15 protein-coding genes are annotated in these 19,535 nt (G+C 72.2%); 5 read left to right on the top strand and 10 right to left on the bottom strand.

Annotation, left to right across the window (positions count from 1 at the left end):
• Positions 1 to 66 precede the first annotated feature (66 nt).
• Positions 67 to 621 carry an EF-hand domain-containing protein gene (locus ACRRSS_RS17115; RefSeq protein ID WP_435972005.1) on the bottom strand — a complete coding sequence of 185 codons (555 nt, stop codon included), beginning with the start codon at positions 619 to 621 and terminating at the stop codon, positions 67 to 69.
• A gap of 415 nt (positions 622 to 1,036) precedes the next feature.
• Between ACRRSS_RS17115 and ACRRSS_RS17110 the strand changes: the two genes are divergently transcribed.
• The 5 genes from ACRRSS_RS17110 to ACRRSS_RS17090 all read left to right on the top strand — a co-directional run bounded on the left by ACRRSS_RS17110 (position 1,037) and on the right by ACRRSS_RS17090 (position 7,315).
• Positions 1,037 to 2,473, top strand: coding sequence for an MBL fold metallo-hydrolase (locus ACRRSS_RS17110; RefSeq protein WP_435975353.1), 1,437 nt, complete (start codon positions 1,037 to 1,039; stop codon positions 2,471 to 2,473).
• Between the two features lie 143 nt (positions 2,474 to 2,616).
• Entirely contained in the window at positions 2,617 to 3,201 is a 585-nt protein-coding gene (locus tag ACRRSS_RS17105; RefSeq protein ID WP_435972004.1) for a rhodanese-like domain-containing protein, read from the top strand.
• On the top strand, positions 3,198 to 4,106 hold the full coding sequence (locus ACRRSS_RS17100; protein ID WP_435972003.1) for a sulfite exporter TauE/SafE family protein: 909 nt from the start codon (positions 3,198 to 3,200) through the stop codon (positions 4,104 to 4,106). The genes ACRRSS_RS17105 and ACRRSS_RS17100 overlap by 4 nt, the downstream gene beginning before the upstream one ends.
• Positions 4,107 to 4,572: 466 nt before the next feature.
• Positions 4,573 to 6,462 (top strand): ATP-binding cassette domain-containing protein, encoded by a 1,890-nt coding sequence (locus tag ACRRSS_RS17095; protein WP_435972002.1) that lies wholly within the window; start codon positions 4,573 to 4,575, stop codon positions 6,460 to 6,462.
• A gap of 151 nt (positions 6,463 to 6,613) precedes the next feature.
• Complete coding sequence (locus ACRRSS_RS17090) at positions 6,614 to 7,315, top strand: hypothetical protein (RefSeq protein ID WP_435972001.1); 702 nt, start codon at positions 6,614 to 6,616, stop codon at positions 7,313 to 7,315.
• On the opposite strand, the gene ACRRSS_RS17085 is transcribed toward ACRRSS_RS17090, so the two are convergent.
• Genes ACRRSS_RS17085 through ACRRSS_RS17045 form a run of 9 tightly spaced genes read right to left on the bottom strand, consistent with a single transcriptional unit; the run spans position 7,312 to position 19,534 of the window.
• On the bottom strand, positions 7,312 to 9,462 hold the full coding sequence (locus tag ACRRSS_RS17085) for a beta strand repeat-containing protein (protein ID WP_435972000.1): 2,151 nt from the start codon (positions 9,460 to 9,462) through the stop codon (positions 7,312 to 7,314). The two genes, ACRRSS_RS17090 and ACRRSS_RS17085, sit on opposite strands and share 4 nt — an antisense overlap.
• A 42-nt stretch (positions 9,463 to 9,504) precedes the next feature.
• A complete protein-coding gene (locus ACRRSS_RS17080) occupies positions 9,505 to 10,092 on the bottom strand; it encodes a hypothetical protein (RefSeq protein WP_435971999.1) in 588 nt (195 codons plus the stop codon).
• Positions 10,085 to 14,422, bottom strand: a complete 4,338-nt coding sequence (locus ACRRSS_RS17075; RefSeq protein WP_435971998.1) for a LamG-like jellyroll fold domain-containing protein — start codon at positions 14,420 to 14,422, stop codon at positions 10,085 to 10,087. Before ACRRSS_RS17075 ends, ACRRSS_RS17080 begins: the two co-directional genes overlap by 8 nt.
• Positions 14,419 to 15,744, bottom strand: a complete 1,326-nt coding sequence (locus tag ACRRSS_RS17070) for a baseplate J/gp47 family protein (protein ID WP_435971997.1) — start codon at positions 15,742 to 15,744, stop codon at positions 14,419 to 14,421. Before ACRRSS_RS17070 ends, ACRRSS_RS17075 begins: the two co-directional genes overlap by 4 nt.
• Positions 15,741 to 16,493, bottom strand: coding sequence for a hypothetical protein (locus tag ACRRSS_RS17065; protein ID WP_435971996.1), 753 nt, complete (start codon positions 16,491 to 16,493; stop codon positions 15,741 to 15,743). Before ACRRSS_RS17065 ends, ACRRSS_RS17070 begins: the two co-directional genes overlap by 4 nt.
• Positions 16,493 to 16,867, bottom strand: a complete 375-nt coding sequence (locus tag ACRRSS_RS17060) for a hypothetical protein (protein WP_435971995.1) — start codon at positions 16,865 to 16,867, stop codon at positions 16,493 to 16,495. The genes ACRRSS_RS17065 and ACRRSS_RS17060 overlap by 1 nt, the downstream gene beginning before the upstream one ends.
• Positions 16,867 to 18,612, bottom strand: a complete 1,746-nt coding sequence (locus ACRRSS_RS17055; RefSeq protein ID WP_435971994.1) for a hypothetical protein — start codon at positions 18,610 to 18,612, stop codon at positions 16,867 to 16,869. Before ACRRSS_RS17055 ends, ACRRSS_RS17060 begins: the two co-directional genes overlap by 1 nt.
• Entirely contained in the window at positions 18,603 to 19,028 is a 426-nt protein-coding gene (locus ACRRSS_RS17050; protein WP_435971993.1) for a hypothetical protein, read from the bottom strand. The genes ACRRSS_RS17055 and ACRRSS_RS17050 overlap by 10 nt, the downstream gene beginning before the upstream one ends.
• The gene (locus ACRRSS_RS17045) at positions 19,025 to 19,534 is read right to left on the bottom strand and encodes a hypothetical protein (RefSeq protein ID WP_435971992.1); all 510 of its coding nucleotides are present in this window, start codon (positions 19,532 to 19,534) and stop codon (positions 19,025 to 19,027) included. The genes ACRRSS_RS17050 and ACRRSS_RS17045 overlap by 4 nt, the downstream gene beginning before the upstream one ends.
• Between the last annotated feature and the right edge of the window lies 1 nt (position 19,535).

Below are 19,535 nucleotides of genomic sequence, written 5' to 3'. Positions count from 1 at the left end.
GACCCAACCGCCTCTCGGACCGGGAGGCGGACCGAGAGGCGGTCCGACAGGCGGGAGGGGCCTCGATCAGCCGGTCGGTCGGACGTGCCCGAAGAAGAGGCTGCCCGGCGCGTCCGGGTCGTTCGAGAGGAAGTGCTCACGGATCGCGCGGATGAACTCGTGGCGCGAGATGGCACCGTCGCCGTCGGTGTCCAGCTTGGCGAAGCTGTCCATCGCGTCGGGCGCGTCGATCTTCCACACGTCCCTCAGGGCGCGGGCGAACTCGTCCTTGCTGATCTCGTTGTCACCGTCGACGTCGATCACGTCGAAGATCGCGTGGCCACCGCCCTCGGTCACGTTGAGGCGACTGGTGTCGACGGCCGCGAGGCGGTTGGCCGTGACGAACTGGTCCTTCGTGAGCCGGTCCCCGTCCACGCCCGCGTGACGCAGCAGCTCCAGCCAGTAGATCTGGCTGAAGGTCTGGAGCGCCCTGCTCCGGCGGTCGTTCTTGTCGAGCTTGTAGGCCTCGATGTAGCGGCCGGCGAGCTTCTGGTAGTCCGTCCAGTCCAGGTAGCCGTCGCTGTTGGCGTCCATGGCGTCGAAGCTGCGCTCGAGCTTGGTGGTGATGACGTCCTGCGGCATGCGCCGAGTCCTTCCGTGATCTTGTTTCGCGGCTTCCACAGCCTGGACCAAGATCGCCCCAAGAAACATCGAACCGCACATGTGACACCCGATCCAGTGATCACTCCCTCGCGGCTTGCCACTGCCGCCGAGCGGTCGCCTGCGGTCGCGCACCCGCCGCGAGCGGGCGACTCCTCCCGCTGCCTCCCCACCTCATTCCGGACGCCTCGACCTGACGGACGCGGCACACGCACAGGTCAGGATACCCCAATGGGTATTTGGATCGACGCGCAGCGAGCCGAATTCCACCCCGCCCGAAAGTACCCCTGGGGGTATTTGACTTCGGTGTGCCACACACCTACCGTCTGGGACGAGATACCCATGGGGGTATTGAGAGTAGAGGGATACCCCCTGCGTGAGCCAGGAAGGGATGGACGTGTTCTTCGCCCAGTACTACCTCGACTGCCTGTCCCAGGCCTCGTACATGATCGGCGACGAGGAATCCGGCCGGGCCGTGGTCGTCGACCCCCGCCGGGACGTCACCGAGTACCTCGCCGACGCCGACGCGCACGGCCTCACCGTGGTCGGCGTCATCAACACCCACTTCCACGCGGACTTCGTCGCCGGCCACCTGGAGCTGGCGGACGAGACCGGCGCCTGGATCGGCTACGGCCGGCGGGCCGAGACCGAGTACCCGATCCGCACGTTCGCCGAGGGCGAGCGGGTCTCCCTCGGCGACGTCACCCTGGAGATCATGGAGACACCCGGGCACACCCCGGAGTCGATCAGCGTCCTGGTGTACGAGCACGCCGACGACACCGTCCCGTACGGCGTGCTGACCGGCGACGCGCTCTTCATCGGCGACGTCGGCCGCCCCGACCTGCTCGCCTCCACCGGCGTCACCGCCGAGCAGCTCGGCGCGATGCTCCACGACAGCGTGCAGAACAGACTGATGGGCCTCGCCGACACCGTACGGGTCTTCCCCGCGCACGGAGCCGGTTCCGCCTGCGGCAGGAACCTGTCGACGGAGAAGCGGTCGACCATCGGCGAGCAGCGTGCCACCAACTACGCCTGTGTCCCCATGAGCCGCGAGGAGTTCGTCGCGCTCGTCACCGCCGGGCAGCCGGCCGCGCCCGGCTACTTCGCCTACGACGCGGAGCTCAACCGCAAGGACCGCGTCCGCTACGACGCCTCGGCGGCCCCCCGCCCGCTGACCTGCGCCGAGTTCACCGGGGTGCGGGCCGCCGGTGCGGTCGTGGTGGACGCGCGCGACCCGCAGGAGTTCGCGGCCGGGCACCTGCTCGGCGCGGTGAACGTGCCCGCGGACGGGCGGTTCGCCGAGCTGGCGGGCACCGTCCTCGATCCGGCCGAGAAGCTGGTGGTCATGGCGCCGCAGAACCGCGAGGAGGAGATCGTCACGCGGCTCGCACGCGTCGGCTTCGACCGGGTCGTCGGCTACCTGCGCAACCCCGAGGACGCCCTGGAGGAACTCGCCGTCGACGTCACCCCGGCGAGCCGGATCACCGCCGCGTACCTGCGCACCGCCCTTGCGGACGACAACCCTCCCCTCGTCGTCGACGTCCGCACCTGCGGCGAACGCGAGGCCAACGGCTTCCTGGAGTCCGCCCTCCACATCCCGCTCGGCGAACTCCCCCGCCGCACGGAGGAACTCCCCGCCGGCCGGCCGCTCGTCGTCCACTGCGCGGGCGGCCACCGCTCCTCGATCGCGGCGAGCCTGCTGCGCCATCGCGGCTTCCCGGACGTCTCCGACATCCTCGGCGGGTACGCGGCCTGGACCCTCTCGGCGATCTCCGCCGACGTCGCCGCGGAGTACACCGGCCCGGCCGACCCGACCGAGCGCGTCGACGCCTGACCGACCGCCCCGTCGCTCCTGCCTTGCGCCTCCCCTTCCGCGCCTCTTCCCCGCTCCTCCCCCCTCGCCCCGTCCACCCGCAAAGCCCTTCACACCCCCCCATATACCCCCCTAGGTATATGGCCACTCTCGAAACGGACCCCATGAGCACCACCCCCGCGCCCGCCCCCTCCCTTTCTCCCGCCGCGCTGCACCGGCTCCTCCAGGAGGGGCGGGCGCCACGTCTGCTCGACGTGCGCACACCCGGCGAGTTCCGTACGGCGCACATCCCCGGCTCGTACAACGTGCCCCTGGACACCCTGCGCGAGCACCGCTCCGAACTCCGGGCCCACCTCGACGAAGAGGTGGTGCTCGTCTGCCGCTCCGGGGGTCGTGCCGCCCAGGCCGAAGGGGCGCTGGCCGAGTCCGGGCTGCCGAACCTCCGCGTCCTGGAGGGCGGCATCGTCGCCTGGGAGGCGGCCGGCGCGCCCGTCGACCGGGGAGCCGAGCGGTGGGACATGGAACGCCAGGTCCGGCTCGTGGCCGGGTCCGTCGTCCTGGCCACCGGCCTCGTAGGGGTGCTCGTGCCGGGAGCTCACCTGGTCGGCACGGCGATAGGCGCCGGTCTGACGTACGCGGCCCTCAGCAACTCCTGCGCCATGGGCGTCCTGCTGTCCAGACTGCCGTACAACCGCGGGCCCCGGCCCGACATCCGCACGGTGATCGCGGAGCTGCGGAGCGCCCCGTGACCGCCCTGGTCGTCGTGGCCTCCCTGCTCGTCGGCGTCAGCCTCGGCGTGCTCGGGGGCGGTGGCTCGATCCTGACCGTGCCGCTGCTGGTCCATCTGGCCGGGCAGGACGCCAAGGAGGCCGTCGCCACCTCGTTGTTCGTCGTCGGTGTGACCAGCCTGGCCGCGCTTGTCCCTCATGCGCGGGCCCGGCGGGTCCGCCCGCGGACGGGGCTGCTCTTCGGCGCTTTCAGCATGGTGGGCGCGTACGGGGGCGGGCGGCTCGCCGCGTACGTCCCGGGGAGGGTGCTGCTCGTCGCCTTCGCCCTGATGATGCTGGCCACGGCGGTCACGATGCTCCGCGGGCCCCGGCGGGACGGGGACGAGGTGCGGCTCGTGCACGACGATCCTCCCCTGAAGCGCATCGCGGTCGTGGGGGTCGTCGTCGGCGCGGTGACGGGCCTGGTCGGTTCGGGCGGCGGATTTCTCGTCGTCCCCGCCCTCGTCGTACTCGGCGGGATGCCGATGGGCGTGGCGGTCGGCACCTCGCTGCTCGTCATCGCGCTGAACTCCTTCGCCGGCCTGGCCGGGCACCTGTCGGGCGTGTCGATCGACTGGGGGCTCGCCCTGGCCGTGACGGCCTCCGCGGTGGTCGGCGGTCTGGTGGGCGGTCGTCCTGCGGGCCGCGTTCCTCAGGACGCGCTGCGCAGGGCGTTCGGCTGGTTCGTGGTCGTCATGGGCGTCTTCGTCCTCGCCAGGCAGTTCGACAGCGCCGCCTGGACCCACCCGGCCACGTGGCTGGGGGTCGGGGCCGTACTGTCCACCGCGGCCGTCGCCCTACGGTGGCGGGCCTCAAGGGCGGCGCGCCGACGGGCGGTTCTCGCGGCGGATCGGCCCGTTCCAGGGGTGCGCTCCACCCCCTCGTGACCGCGTGCGGCCCCTCTTGTGAGAGCGACCCCCGCTCGGGGCAGCCGCATCAGCGCGGCTCGGAGCGCAGGACCGTAGGGAGCACGGCGTGGCGTCATGCGGGACGACCGCCAGGACCGCTACCGCGACCACGGCGGCGGGCAGCCGTTCCACCAGCGTGCGGTACCGGTTCCGGGTGCGGAGCCAGCTCTCGGTTCCCCTTCCCGGGGATGAAGAGCGCCGGGCTCAGCAGGCCCCGGTGGAACCTGCCGGAGACTTGGGTGGCGGGTCGGAGGTGGCATCCTCGGCGTTTCGGCCAACTCGGCTTCGTGGCAACGCCCTTGTGCGGCACGGGTCGATGTACCCGACACTCGCGCCCTGCCGCCTGAAGCGGGGGTTCGCGCACCGTCCGAAACACGTGTGTTCGATATCGCGGCCGGATCGTTGACCCTCACGACCAGCCGGACGACTCCCAAGGGGGCCCCTGTTGACCTCGGCAGACACGCACGAGAAGCAGAACACCGCGCCGCCTCCGCCCCCACCGGCGGAGATCTCCTACAGCGGGCAGTATTCGGTCAATCCGCTCGCCCAGGTCTCCTTCCGGCGGATGTGCGGGCAGATCCCGGCCGTGCTGGGCCGGATCGCCCGGCTGTCGTGGCGGACCGACCGGCACGCCGTACAACTCCTCGTCGGCTGCCAGGTCGCCACGGGCGTCTCGGCCGCCGTGCTGCTGGCCGCCACCGCCCGCGCCATGGGATCCGTCCTCGGCGGGGGCGCCGCCGAGGACCGGCTGCACGGCGCCCTGCCCGCGCTGCTCGTGGTGGCGCTGGCGGCGGCGCTCGGCCGCGGCGCGGGCGCGGTGGCCACGTACGCCGAGCGGCGGATCACGCCGCTCCTCACCACGGAGACGGACAGCGCGCTGGTCGAGGCGGTGTGCCGGGTCGAGGCCGCGGCCTACGCGGAGAACGGCTTCTCGGACCGGCAGGAGGCGGCCGAGATGGGGGTGACGCGGACCCATGTGATGGTCACCGACGCCCAGCGGTTCCTGTCCGCGCTGATCCGTATGGTCACGGCGGGCGGTGTCCTGTCGGTGCTGAACGTGCTGATGCTGCCGCTGCTCCTCCTGGCCGTGCTGCCGGCCGGTGTCGGGGCCGTACTGACCGCCCGGGTCGACTACGAGATCCACTACGCCAACGTCGCCGACCGCAACGTGCGCGGCATGATGCGCTGGTGGGCGACCACGTCGAAGTACGGCGACGAGGTCCGCGCCAACTCGATGACCGACTACCTGGTGTTCTGGTACCGCGCCCTGTCCGACCGGTGTGACCGGCGCACCCTGGCCGCCGCGCCGCGGACCCTGCGGATCGCCGTGCTGGCCTCGTTCGCCGGCGGTGCCTTCCTGGTCGCGACCTGGGGAGCCCTCGCGTGGCTCGCCGTGACCGGCCGGATCGAACTCGCGGTCGCCGCGACGGCGGTCATCGCCGTCCAGACGATGCTCGCCGCCCTGTCCCAGTTCGTCGTCAACGGAGCCGCCGTCTTCCACACCAGCCTCTACCTGAGCGACATGCAGGCCTTCCTCGACGACGCCGCCGCCCGCGCACCCCGGCGCGGCGACCGTGTTATGCGCGCCCCGGTCGAGGAGATCCGGCTCGACGAGGTGGTCTACCAGTACCCGGGCAAGGACAAGCCCGCCGTGGCCGGTGTCTCCCTCAGGCTGGAGCGAGGTCAGATCCTCGCCGTCGTCGGCGCGAACGGCTCGGGGAAGTCCACGCTCACCAGGCTGCTGACCGGCATCTACCTGCCCGACAAGGGCAAGGTCACCTGGAACGGCACCGACCTCGCCGACGCCGACCCCGCCTCCGTCTGGGCCCACACCGGACTGGTGCCGCAGATCTTCGCCCAGTGGCCGCTGCGGGTCCGCGAGAACGTCACGCTCGGCCAGCCCCGTACGCACGACGACGCCCTCGTGTGGGAGGCCGTCGACGCCGTCGGCCTGCGCGAGGCCGTCGAGGACCTGCCCGCCGGCCTCGACACCCTCCTCGCCCGTGACGTCTTCGGCGGCTCCGAGCTGTCGGGCGGCCAGTGGCAGCGGATCGCCTGTTCCAGGGCGCTGTACCGGCGGCCCGGGCTGTTGATCCTCGACGAGCCCACCTCCCAGATGGATCCGCGCGGTGAGCACCAGATCTTCGAGCGCATCAAGGCGATCGCCGCCGACCGCATCACCATCGTGGTCACCCACTGCCTGGAGAACACCAGGGTCGCCGACCACATCGTCGTCATGGAGGACGGCCGCATCACCGAACAGGGCCGCTTCGACGACCTCGTCCACGCGGGCGGAACCTTCGCCGAGCTACTGGAACTGTCGAAGGACCGCTAAGCGTCCCGCACGTTCACCGCGGGCCCGGCCGGAATGCGCTCGCCCTAGGCCGATCAGGTCGAGCCGAGCGAGTCGGGCCGGGTCGGCCCGGCGGCCGGGTTATACGTGGTCCCTGTGCAGGCACACCCCCTCGGCGATACGGAGGTCGATCGTGGCGAACGGCGACAAGTGGACGGCCGTCGGGCCCGCCCAAGTGGGCTTCGAGACCCAAACCGGCACCTTCACCACGGGTGCCCGGATCAGCGGCCGTGAGACCGGACTCGTGGCGGCCTGCGAACAGTCCGGGAGCGGTGTCGTCGGGACGGGCAGGGGCGAGGCCAGGCCGGGGGTGCTCGGCTCGTCGACGAGCAACAACGGCGTCGGTGTGAAGGGCGAAGCCCTCACCGGCCCGACGGCCTTCGGTGTGTGGGGCGTTTCGAACAACGGTCTCGCCGGCTTCTTCGAAGGGGACGTTCGCGTCACCGGCGACTTCGAAGTGGAAGGGAACAAGAGCCTCGCGCTGCGCATGGACGACGGTACGCGCCGGCTCCTCTACGCGGTGGAGGCCCCGGAGAGCTGGTTCGAGGACCTCGGCTTCGGTGAGCTCGTCGACGGCCACGCCCGGGTCACCCTCGACCCGGAGTTCGTCGCGGTCACCGAGGACGCCCCGTACCACGTCTTCCTCACGGAGTACGGGGCGCCGAGCGGTCTGTACGTGACGGACCGGACGACCGCGGGATTCACCGTTCGTTCGACCGCCGGCAGCGACACGCGTGGCGAGTTCGGCTACCGCGTGGCGGCGCTGCGCCGGGGCCCCCGGCCCGAACGGTTCGCGGTCCGTCCCGCTCGTTCGAAGCCTGGGTCGGGCGATTAGCGGGGTGTCCTGTCGATCGTCTGACCGCGCCGCGCGCCGCCCCGGGAGACCTCGCCGGGCGCGGGGTCCGGCGCGGCGGCGGGGGTGACGAGTGCGGAGAGGCCCCGGTCCGCCGGCCGGCCGATCAGGTCGGGGTGCACCAGGAAGCCCTTCTCCTCCGCGGACTTGCTCCGGTCGGCGATCAGCGGGTGGGCACGGGCCCAGTTGTCACAGCGGACGCCGGTGATCTGCCAGCAGACGTCCAACCCCGCTCCCCCGCCCGCTATCTCGAAGGTGTGGTCCGTGAGGGGACGGCTGACGTGCAGGTCGGGGGCCGGGGCGCCGACGGCGGTGAGCTGGTAGCGGAAGGACTCGTTCAACGACTCGAACCACTCGGGAAGTTCGACCGTGGCCCGGCCGTTCTCGTCGAGGACGGCCGAGCCGTCGTAGACGTTCTTCAGCTCGGAGGACTCGACCGCCGCGTGGACGAGGAACCGTTCCTCGGGCTGGACCGGGTGGTCGATCCGCATGAGGCTCGCGCCGTCGAACACCGTCCCGGTGATCACGACATCGCCTTCCAGGAACGCGGCTCGCGACGCCCCCGTCGCATACAGGCCGGTCGCTCCCTCGGCCCTCACTCCGATGCCCTGGACACTCTTGCCGAGGACGCCCGGACCGAAGGTGACCTCGCCCTTGACGCCGGCGTTCCCGCCACCGCCCTTGCCGAGCACCCCGACGTCCTTGGCGCTCGAACCGGACAGACCGGGCCCGCCGTCTCCGGTGCCCCGGACGCCGGGACTCGTGCCGCCCCCCGTGCCGGACACCCCCACGCCCCTGCTGCTGGTACTCGAGACGCCCGTGCCCTCCTTGCTCGACGCCGTCACCCCCGCGCCGGTGGTGCTCTCCGCGAAGACGCCCGCTCCGCTGGTACTGGTGCCCTTGAGGCCGGGGCCACCGTTGCCCTGGCCGAGGACTCCGGGCCTTCCCGCGCCGCCGGTTCCGTGGACACCGATGCCCTGCTCGCTGGTGCCGGAGACGCCGGGACCCGTTTCGCCCGCTCCCTCCACGCCCGCGCTCGTAGGACCGCCCTTCCCGGTGACGCCCACGCCCTCCGTACTGTCGCCGGAGACCCCGGCGCCCCGCGTGCTCGTGCCGTGCACCCCCACACCGGACGAGCCGACGCCCTCCACACCGGCGGAGGCCCCTCCTCCCGTGCCACGGAGGCCGACCCCGCTGGTGCTGGTGCCCGAGACGCCCGGTCCCTCGCCTCCGGTGCCCGAGACGCCCGCGCCCCGGCCCCTCCCTTCGCCGGTGACGCCGTCGCCCTTCGTGCTGACGCCCGAGACGCCGGGGCCGTCGGTGCTGGTGCCGGACACGCCCGGTCCGGCCGCCGCCGTGCCCTCGACGCCCGCCGCGGTGCCGCCGCCCTCCGCGAGGAGGCCCGGACCGGTCTCGCTCTTGCCCGAGAGTCCCGCTCCGGCGGTGGCGGTACCGACGACACCGGCTCCCGTGGCACCGCCCGTGCCCGTGACGCCGTCGCCCTCGGCGCTGTTTCCGTGGACCCCGGGGCCCGTGACACCGGTGCCGGTGACCCCCGGGCCGGAGCCCGTGACCGAGCCGGAGACGCCGGGGCCGTCGGCCGAGGACCCGAGCAGTCCCGCGCCGGATCCGGTAGCCCTGCCGGACACGCCCGCGCCGGATCCGGTGGCGCTGCCGGACACGCCCGCGCCGTCCGTACTCAAGCCCTCCACTCCGGGACCGTCGCCGCCGGTACCGGTCACGCCGGGGCGCCCGGGCCCGCCCTTGCCCGTCACTCCCGCGGCTTCGTCACTCGTGCCTTCCACGCCCGGGCCTTTGCCGCCGGTGCCCACCAACCCGGCGATGGTTCCCTTGCTGCGGCCCGACACACCGGCCCCGGCGGTGCTGAGACCGACGACTCCCGTGCCCCCGAGGGGGTGGGGGGCCTCACCCACGACTCCCACGCCGCCGGACTGCTTGTGGATGCCGAACACACCACCGATCGGGTCCTCCTCCGTGCCGGTCTTCCCGCTGCTGCCGATGACGCCATGCCCCTCTCCGGCCTCTCCCCACACACCGAACTTGCGCGCCTGCGGATCGAAACCACTGGGGTTTCCGTCATGTCCTCTGAGCGGATTCGGCGTGGGCATGGTCGTCTCCTCTCCCGATGAACCGAGGGATGTTGCGGACGCTCACTGGTAGAGGATCCGGATACAGAACACCTGGACCCTCGCGCTCGCCTCCGCCTCCTCCACATCGACCGTCAGGAAGTAGCGGTGCGACGCGTTCTCGACCTCCGCCTCTCCCTCCGGCTCGACAGCGACGTCCAGTGTCGTCGTGCTCACCAGGGTCTTGGCCACATCGCCGTTGTCGATCTTCCGGCCCTTGAGGGCCACCGTCAGCGTCCCCTCGTTGGACAGATTGGCTCCGGTCATCAGCAGGGACCGCACCCGAACACCGTCCGGCAGCAGGACGTTCATGAAGCCGTGCGCCTCCTCCTCGCCCGCCGGCTTCTCCACCATGTCGACGGCCTGCGCCCAAGCGGGCACCTCGACCTCGGCGTCGGTGTAGCCGATGAGGGCGGGGACGAGCGTGAGATGTCTCGTCGCCGTCCCCAACACCGCGAGCATCGGGTTGATCTGGTTCCTGGCCAGCCCGGCGAACTCCTCCTCCAGTCGGTGGAAACGGTGGTTGAGTCCCTCCTCGCCACCCGCCTGGACACGGTCCTGGTTGTCGATCCAGTCCTTGTGGGTGAACTGCGGCCGGTAGATCTCAATCATGGCGGTTGTCCTTGCGAAGGTGGATGAAGGGCGACGAGAACGGATCCGCGACGTGATAGGTGGGGAAGGTGTACAGGCTCTGCCGTTGCGTCTCCTCCGGATCGAGACCGGCCAGCGACCGCAGGCGGTCCGTACGGCACTCCACGCCGACAGGGTGGAACCAGTTGAGGACGTTGAGGATCAGGTCGTACTGCTCCTTGGTGACGACCGCGTCGGGGTTCGACTCCAGGGCCTCCTTGAGCCGGACCTCGCACTGGTAGGGCCGTAGCCCCTCGGCGGGGAGGTAGGTGGCGCGGATCGTGACGTACCCGGGCGTGCGGCCGGCGAACGCGCAGACCGGGGCGTCGGGTGTGGCCGGTTCGGCGGTGCCGTGGCCGTCGGGGGTGGACGACCATGCGAGCAGCTCGCCCGTGCCGGCACCCAGTGGGAGTTCGGTGTCGAGCCGCGGGGGGCCGGGTGGGTTCGCGCGCAGTGGTGCGGGATCGGCGAGGAGCACGGTGCCGCCGTGGCGCGGGGCCATGACCAGGCAGGGCGGGTACGGGGCACCGGAGGGGCTCGCGGCGAGGGCGGTACCGCCTCGGCCCGGGCTGAAGACCTGCGGAAGGAGGACATCGGAGGCGACGTCGACGAGGTGCACCCGGCCGACCGACGTGGGGGAACCCTCGGTCGCCACGTACAGCAGCTTCCCGTCGCCGCTGAGGCTCAGCGCCGTCGGCGCGGCTCCGGCGGGGAATCCGCCGATCTCGACGTCCGGTGTCCCGGCCGGCGGCCGGTAGACCCGGAGGACTCCGGCGCCGTCCGGGCCCGCTCCGGGGCAGATCACGTACAGCTTCTTCCCGTCCGGCGTGACGGCGGCGGAGTGGGCTTCCGGGTCGTGGGTGTCGACGTTCTCGCGCAGGGACAGTGGCGAGCGTTCCACGCGGCACCAGTGGCCGTCGTCCAGGACCGCGTACAGGGAGGGGCTGCCGGCGGCGACCACGAGGGCCCTCGGGGCGGCGGGCAGTTCCAGCGGGATCGAGGGGGCGCCGGTCGTCAGGGCGAAGGCGCGGAGGGTCTGGTCGCCGCAGCCGACGTAGAGCCGGTCGGCGTCCGTCGCGAGGGCTGTCGGGAGGGAGCAGGCGATCTGCGGTGGTGCGGCGGCCGGGGACAGGGTCGACGGGTCGAGGACCGCGACGCGGTCGAGCCGTTCGTGCGCCGCGAAGAGATGTCCGCCGCCGAAGGCGAGGGCTCCGGGGAAGGGGTCCACCCTGCGTACGGTGTCCCGGCGGATCCGGGGGGCGGGACGTGGGGGATCCGCCTCGACGGCGAAGGAGGCGACGCGGTGGGTGCCCGGCTCGGTGAGGTAGACGTGTGAGCCGTCCGTGGCGAAGCAGGCCGCGCCGGGTTCGGCGGCGGGGGTGACCTCGACCACGACGGACTCGCCCTCGTCGACCTCGACCGGGCCGGGCATTCCGGTGTCGGCCTCGCCCGGGCGGGTCACCTGGAGCTGCTCGCCGGCGGCGACCGCGACGCGTACGGTCTCCGGTCCGTCCGGGTCGGTGGGAGGGGGCGGGTCGATCCGGACGTGGTCGAATCCCGCAGCGAAGGCCCGGGCCGCGAGGGCCGGGGCGGTCAGCTCGGAGTGACCGAGTCGCAGGGCCCGGCCCTGGGCATGCAGGGCGGCGTCCGGGTCGGGGGCGGGTTCCGCGGGCTCGTCCGGGGGCGGTTCATCCGGGCGCGGTTCGTCCGGGCGCGGTTCGTCGTCGGGCTCCGGGAGGTACGACCGGAGCACCAGGAGCTTGCCCGGTGTGTCCGCGAGAAGGTCGAGCAGCCGGTCGAGGGCGTCGGACGCGACGCGTTGCATCATCCGGCTCCCGGGCTCGGGGCCGTACGTGACGGGGCTCGGCGGGATGCCGAGGTCGTCGGTGCGTACCCACAGCGTGCCCGGGTCGAAGTCCCGGGTGGGCGGGCCCGCGGCGGCCGTCTCGCCGGCGCCGAGGCGACCGGTGCCGCTGATGCTCTGTCCTGCCCTGAGGGAGTCGTCGGACAGGCCGATCCGGATCCGGCGGGTGCCACTGCCGACGTGGCCGCGGCGCACGACCTCGACGCGGACCGAGATGTCTCCGGCGGCGCGGGCGTGCAGGACTCCTGGCGCGCGCGGCCGGAAGACGGCGTCGCCGGCTCCGGAGCGGAGGATGGACCACCGGATCTCGGCGTCGCCGAACCGGGAGGGGTCGGGCTCCGTGCCGAGGACGAGCTCACCGCCTTCCGTGACGTCCGGTGGGCCGGGGGAATCGTCCGTGGTGGCCGTGGTGACGCGGAAGGCCTCGCCGCGCGGCTGGGCGGCGAGGATGTGGCCGTCCCGGGTGTGGTGGACCCAGCCGAAGCCGGCCGCGTGGGCGAGCGCTCCGAGGCGGTCGGGGCTGACGGACGGCGTGTGGGTGAGGAGCAGGGCGCGCCCGACTCCGTGCGGGCCGGTGGATGAGGCGTCGTACGCCTTGAGTACGTGCAGGGTGCCGGTGGCCGTGCCGCCCGGATCCGCCGGGTCGGCGCCGGCCGGGTGGTCCGGGCCGGCGAGGCGGAGGAGGAGGGCGTCCAGGGCGCGGCTGACGACGAGTTGCATCCGGTGGCTGTCGCCGCCGTCCGCGAACGTCAGGCCGGGCTGGTCCGGCCGGCTGATCAGCCAGGCGGGGTCGAAGTCGGGCTCGTCGCGGGCGGCGGTGCCGACGGCGGCCTCCTCGGACGTGCCGAATTCGCCCTCGGCGGTGACGGACTGGCTCACCAGGAGCGTTTTCGGAAGGACGCGCAGGGTCAGTCGGCCGGTGGCCACGGTCCTGCTCCGTTCACGCACGACGAAGGGCTCGGTGTCCCCCGGGGCGACGGCGAGTGCTCCGGCGGCCGTGTTCACCGCGGCCTGGAGCCGGTCGGGGGTGGGCAGGAGCCAACGGTGGAAGATCCGGAGTCGGCGACGGTACTGCTCGTCGGCCTCGCCGGTCACCGGGTCGAAGGCGTCGCGGGCCGCGCTGGAGACCCGTACCTCCTCGATCAGACCGGTGAACTGCGCGGTGGTGTCCCCGTCGGCCCGGGCCTCCGTTCCCCGTCCGATCAGGAGTGGGGCGGGGGTGGTCAGCGCGCCGAGGGGGGTGGCGGTGACGTGGCGGGCCACCTCGTCTCCGTCGAGGTGGAGCCGGACGGTGGAGGTGTCTCCCGCGCGGGCGAGCGCGCCGGCGATGTGGTGGAAGGCTCCGTCCCCGAGGTCGCGGTCGGCGAACAGTTCGACGTTCACGCTGCCGTCGGAGAGGGAGAAGCGGAGGTTGCGGTCGATGCCGCGGAAGGTGCCCACGGTCAGGGCCCAGCCCTTGTCCTCGCGGGTGTTGAGCTTCTCGCGTTTGGCGACCACCGCTCCGGTCGTGGTGGCCCGGTCCGGCCGCACGATCGCTTCGACGGCGAAGGGGGCGGTGGCCGGGAGGTCGAAGGCCGGAGCGTCGTCGACGCCGATGAAGCTCTCGTCCGTGCCGTAGCCGAAGCCGAAGGCGTGCGCGAAGCGGCCCGTCCGGCCGGCGTCGGCGCCGTTGTTGTGCCCCGGGCGGTCGGGTGCGGCGGCGTCGACGACGGTGCTCACGTCCGCGTGGGGATCCGGTATCCCGTCCTCGTCGGGCGGGGGGACGTCGTCGAGGTGGAAGAGCGCGACCGTGGCGCCGTCCACGGTGTGGGGCCGGGGCGGGAAGCGGGGGGCGCCCAGGTCGAGGCCGAGGAGGTCCAGGCTGACGCCGTGGGCGGTCTCGGTGTTCCGCTGGGCCGTCACGTCCCGCAGGTGTTCGGCGACGAGCTCGTGTTCCGCGCCGATGATCCAGAGCAGTTTGGCCAGGATCCCCAGGAGGGCGGTGACCTCCCACTTCACGGTCCCGAAGCCGCGGGCGGGGGCGACGGGGGCGAGGCTTTCGAGCCGCAGCCGATCGGTGATGTCGGCGGCGTGGCCGGGGATCGGGACCGTCAGGGCGCGTCCGGCCGGATGGCCCGCGGGGAACGACACGTCGACGTGCTCCGCGGGCGCGTCCTCGTGCCGGGTGAACGAGACCCGGACGGTGAGGGGGCTGGTGAGGTCCCGCAGGGGGGCGAGGAGGTACCGGGGGGAGGCGGGCTGCCGGCCGTAGAAGTGCTCGTACCGGTCGAAGTCGTAGAGCGGGACGGGGATGTCCGGGTCGCCGGCACCCGGGGTGCCGAGCGGAACGGTCATGCGCTCCATGCCCCGGTCGTACGGGGCGGGGAGGGCGTCCCGCATGACGGTGAGGGCGCCGCCCGGCAGCGGGTCGGGGAAGCGGGGACGCCCACAGGATCGTGTCGTGTTCATGTGATCACGACCTGGAGGTCGGCCATGGAGGTGTCCACGGAGAAGCGGGCGATCTCGTCGGGGGCGAGGCGCAGGTTCTCGCCCACGGACAGTTCCTGGGAGCCGCCGTAGGTGCCGCCGCCGTAGTAGGTCTGGCCGAAGGCGGGAGCGAAGCGGCGGAGCCGCAGGTTCTGCACGTCCACCACACCCGCGGCGGTGCGGGCGCTGAGGACGATGTCGGAGTGGAGCACGCCGTGGCCGAGCCGGAGGCGGTCGACCGAGGTCCGTACGGCGTCGAGGATCGCGCCTTTGACCGCTTCCTCGTCGTGGCCCGCCTCGATGACGAGGGTGGCGCGCATCCCGACGTCGACCTGGTTGGCCGCCAGGATGTCGGGGAAGATCGACACCGGCCGCCACTGCTTGACGACGTCGAGCACGTCGTCGTACACGCCGGGGACGAGCGACTCGCCGCTGTGCCACGGCCAGCCGGGCTCGGCGGCGACGACGATGTCGAAGAAGTAGGGGGAGCCGGTCCGACGGTCTCCGGAGAAGGCGCGGCTGCCGAAGCGGAAGGTTCCGAAGGTGCGACGGGTGGCCTCGACGCCGCCGAGCGGGTCGAAGATCGCCGCGTCCCGGACACCGTTCACGTCGAGCACCTGGGCGAGGAGCGCTTCCTGGGTCCACACGGTGCGGGGGACGCCGAGCAGACGGGCCCGGTAGACGGCGTCGGACTCGCCGACGTCACCGTCGTGGAAGGTCTGCTGTGCGACGGCCTCGACCTCGGCGGCGCCCATGGTGAGGTTGTGCCGGGCCCATTCGGGGTCGAGTCGCAGCTTCCGGCCGGCCGAGATGTTCCCGGCGTCACCGCGCACGACGGCCTCGACGTCGACGGTGGCGCTCTTCTGCTCCGTGGAGAGGACGGCGGCCCGTGTGCTCCGGAAGGCCAGGACGGACCCGTCGGCCTCGGGTTCCGTCACGAGGACCGTGCCCCGCGGGAGAGCGTATCGGCGACCGGCCTCCTCCTTCGCGATCGCGAGGAAGACGGGGCCGCGGGCGCGCAGTTCGCGGCGGCGCAGGCCGAGGTCGCAGCCCAGCAGGTCGAGACTGGGGCCCTGGGCGGTGGTGATGAAGGTGCCGTAGTACTGGGATTCGAGAGCCCGCCACAGCTCGTGGGTGTCGAAGGCCGCGGCGTCCAGGACCTTGCGCAGGGCGCTGCCCGACGTGAGGTCGACGTCGTCGCCGAACATGGCGCGGGCGCGGGTCTGCTGGTCCGCGACGATCCGGTCGATGCCCTTGACGACGAACCCGTCCGCGGCGACGCCGTACCGTTCCTCGGAGGTCATGGGGTTCCCCTTGCTCGGAGGGAGAGAGTCGTGTTCGCGACGGTTTCGACGATGGCGTAGACCGCGTAGACGCGTGCCGCGTGCGCGGCGGCGACCTCCCGGCGGTGGGTCTCGTCGTCGAGACCGGGCGTCAGCTCCCGATAGCGCGGGTCGTCGTCGAAGAACACTTCGCGCACGTCGGTGACCCGGAGGTCCGAGCTGAGGCAGCGGACGAGTTCCATCGTGAGGAACTGCTTGCGGGTGAGCAGATCGTCGGCGTAGGCGCTGATGGCCAGGCGGTCGAAGCCGAACCGGGTGTTGAGCCGGTCGCTGCCCGTCTGGGTGGCGACGCCGAGCTCCAGCGCCTGGCCCAGGGCCTCGGCGCCGACCACGAGGGCGAGGTCGTGGGAGCGTCCGTCGAGGACGAGGTCGCCCTCGTCCAGGGCGAGGCTGCGGCCGAGGCTCGGGGCGCCTTCGCGCGGGCCGTCGCCGGACAGGTACGGGCGTACGGCGGCGGCCAGTTCCGATCCGCCCGACGTGAAGCGGAAGGCGGGTGCCGGGGCGGCGACGGGAGGTGAGGGCCCGGCCCGCAGGGAGTCTCCTGTCTGGCCCCCGGCCTCAGGACCGGCGGCGGGGTGGCCGTCACGCGGTGGCCGACCCCCGGCCTCGGCACCGGCGACGGAGCGGCCGTCACGCGGTGGTCGACCCCCGGCCTCAGCGCCGGCGACGGGGCGGCCGTCGCGCGGTCCCAGCGGTTCGTTCTCGGTCATCAGAGGGTCTCCAAGACGGCTTGGCCGGGGTCCGCCACCGTCCACCGGCCGGCACCCATTCCGCTCACGGTGACCCCGGAGGCCGTGGCCAGCAGGACCGGGGTGCCGCCGACGGTCAGCTTCCTCGACCATCCGTCGGGGGTCGCCGGGGTGATGGCGCAGGGCTGGGGCGTTCCGGCGGGGGTGGTCGCAGTGCAGGGGGAGAGCATGCCCGGTACGGGGGTGGCGGCCGAGCCGAACACCAGGCCGTTCTCCTTCCCGGCGAGGACGACTCCCCTGCCCTTGACGGTGACCCGGGGGTCGCCCGCCGCGAGGGTGAGCCTGCCCTGGTGGGTGCACTGGATGACCGCGCCCGCGACGAGTACGTGGGACATCAGCTGATCGCCACCTTTCCCTGACCGATCGTGAGGGTCACGTGGCCCGACTTGAGCACCACGTCCTGCGCTCCCCCGTCGACGGTGACCTTCCCCTGGGCGTCGATCGTGACGGTGGTCCCCGACGTGTGGGTGAGCAGGAGGACTTCGGCCGGCCCTTCGGTCGGCCGGGCTCCGACCTCCGAGCACTCCTTCTCGCCGATCGCGATCTTCAGCCCGAGCGCCTCCACGACCCGGAGGCCCTTCGCGGTGATGAGGTCGTTGACACCCTTGCCCGTGGGCTTGGGCGCGTCGCCGACGGTGAGCTCGGTGGGCAGGCAGAGCCACCAGTCGCCCTCAAGGGACTTGGGGCGCTCCGCCTTGGGGTCGTTCGCCCACAGGAAGCCGGTCACCACGGTGTCGTCGGGGTCGTCCCTGACCTGGTTGAGCAGTGCGCGCATCCCGGGGTACACCGGGACCGACAGACCGACGTTGTGCCAGGCGAACGGTGAGGCGACGGGCTTGCCGTACCGCTCGCCGGTCTCGCCGCTGACCGGCACGTCCACGCTGGGCGACGCCTTCGCGTGATCGGGCTGCTGGCCGACGCGCACGCTCGCCGTCCGCAGGTCCGGATCGGCCTTGTCGACCTCGCCCACGTCGACCGAGGGCTTGGCCACGGCACGCTCCTGGGCCTTGCCGGTGATCAGGTCCGCGATCGACTGCGGGGTCGCCTTCCGTGCGAGTTCGCTGCGCCGGTGGTTGCCTCCCACGGCGCTGAACTCCACGGCGCGGCCGGTGCACGTGTATCCGTTCCGCGGGGAGAAGGTGTGGGTCAGCTGGAGAACCCGGAAGGCGACGAGCGGCTTCTCGTATCCCTTCACGCCGGCGGCCACCATCTGCCCGGCTCGCAGGGAGGGGACACCCAGCACCGTGAAGTCGAAGAGCTCCACCTTGTCGGGATCCGCCTTGTCGGTGACCAGGGCCTGTCTGCCGACCGCTTCCAGCTGGGCTGGTTTGAACTCGGCCAGCCGGGCGACGGTCATCGTCTCGTGAGCGACGAGAGTGTCCTCGGCGAGCATCATGGCCGCGAGCACGGCGTCCGGGGGAATGAGGGGGAACCGGCTCTCGGTGGGCGGATGGCTGAGGGTCGACCCGCACTGGACCGTCCCGTCCTGGACGAGGATCTCCTGACCGAAGTCGGAGGCCATTCCCTTGAGCAGCACGAAGGAGTTCTTCTCCCTCCTGTTGATCGGGCGCTCGGGAGCGTCGGGGTCCTCCGGCCCCACCACCTCGACTCCGGCGAGTCCGGCGATGTACTTCGCCGCGTCGTAGGGCGTCGTCTTCTCCCTGGAGAGGGCGGCCCTGGAGGGTTCGCTGCCCGGATCGGTGTGGTTGAGCAGCCGGTACGCCGCCTCCTCGTGCCCGCTGAGTCGCATGCCGAGCGGAGGGAACCGGGTCGCCGACCTGATCTCGTCGACCCTGCCCTTCAGGACCACTTCCCGCCCCGACGGGTCGTCCAGATATCCGAGGTGGATGTCGACGTCGACTCCGCCGTCGGGGCCGGTCTTCTTCGCGAGTTCGGTCGTCAGCGTCTCGTGGACGGGCAGTGGCAGGTCCACGAAGGTGATCGCGAACGTTCCCGGTTCACCGATCGCGTACGTCACCTCGATCTCGGCGTCGGCCAGTACGGACCCGCTGCGGACGTCGTTGGAGATCTTCTGCCGCAGGATCGGGAAGTCGAGCTGGTACCAGAGGATCACGCCCATCGCTGTGCCACCCCGATCACGATCCGGGAGCCGTAGTGGCCGCTTCCGTTGAGGTTGCCGCGGGCCACCGTCGCCTCGACGAGGCGGATGGCCAGCGGGCCCGCCCGGTGGACGAGGTCCGGCTCGGGAACGAGTTTGCGCAGGAGGAGGACACGCGGGCCGTCCGGGCCGGGACCGGCCACCCTGAGCACCAGGTGGCCGGGGGGCAGGGGCTGACGGCCCGGGTCCATCGGCTGGGGCACGCGGCTCCAGACCGCGAGGTCGTACAGGGTCTCGGGAGGGTCGTCCTCGCCCCCGTCGAAGTTGGCGTACAGGGCGAAGTCGTAGGTGGTCCCGCCGACCGCGCAGCGAAAGGCCTGCGGGAGTCCCGCGTCGGGCTCTACGGGCAGCCGGTGGAAGAGTGGTTCGGCGCTCACAGTCCGCCTCCCAACTGGCGCTCCGGCGAACGCGTCCTGCTCACGGTGGGGATCGCGGCGGAGCCGGCCGCGAGCGCGAGGTCCATGGCTTCCCCGAGCATCGCGGTCAGGCTCGAACGGGGGACCTGTTCGAGGCTGATGGTGACGTCCACGGCGTCCCTCTTCTGGTTGGACTGGGTGAAGCGCAGGCTGGTGATCTGCATGTCGAGACTGACGGTCATCCCGCACACGACCGGCAGCCCGGCCACCTTCATCAACGGCGCCGTCGAGCCCGCCAGGGCGCGCGAGGTGAGCGCCATCGCCTCCAGGCCCTTCTTGGACAGCAGCCGGGTCCTGCCGACGAGTACGGCCTCCACGTTGATCGTTCTCGTCGTCGGCGCCACGAGCTGGGTGAGCCGACTGCCGGCGATCCTGGCCACCTGATACCCCTCGCTGAGGGACAGACTGGTGACCGTGAACAGCGGCACCGCGCCGATCATGACGGGAACGTTCACACCGGCGGGCATG

Source organism: Streptomyces sp. Qhu_M48 (assembly GCF_051305195.1).
Taxonomy (GTDB): Bacteria; Actinomycetota; Actinomycetes; order Streptomycetales; family Streptomycetaceae; genus Streptomyces.
This window is presented reverse-complemented; position numbering and strand designations above follow the sequence as displayed.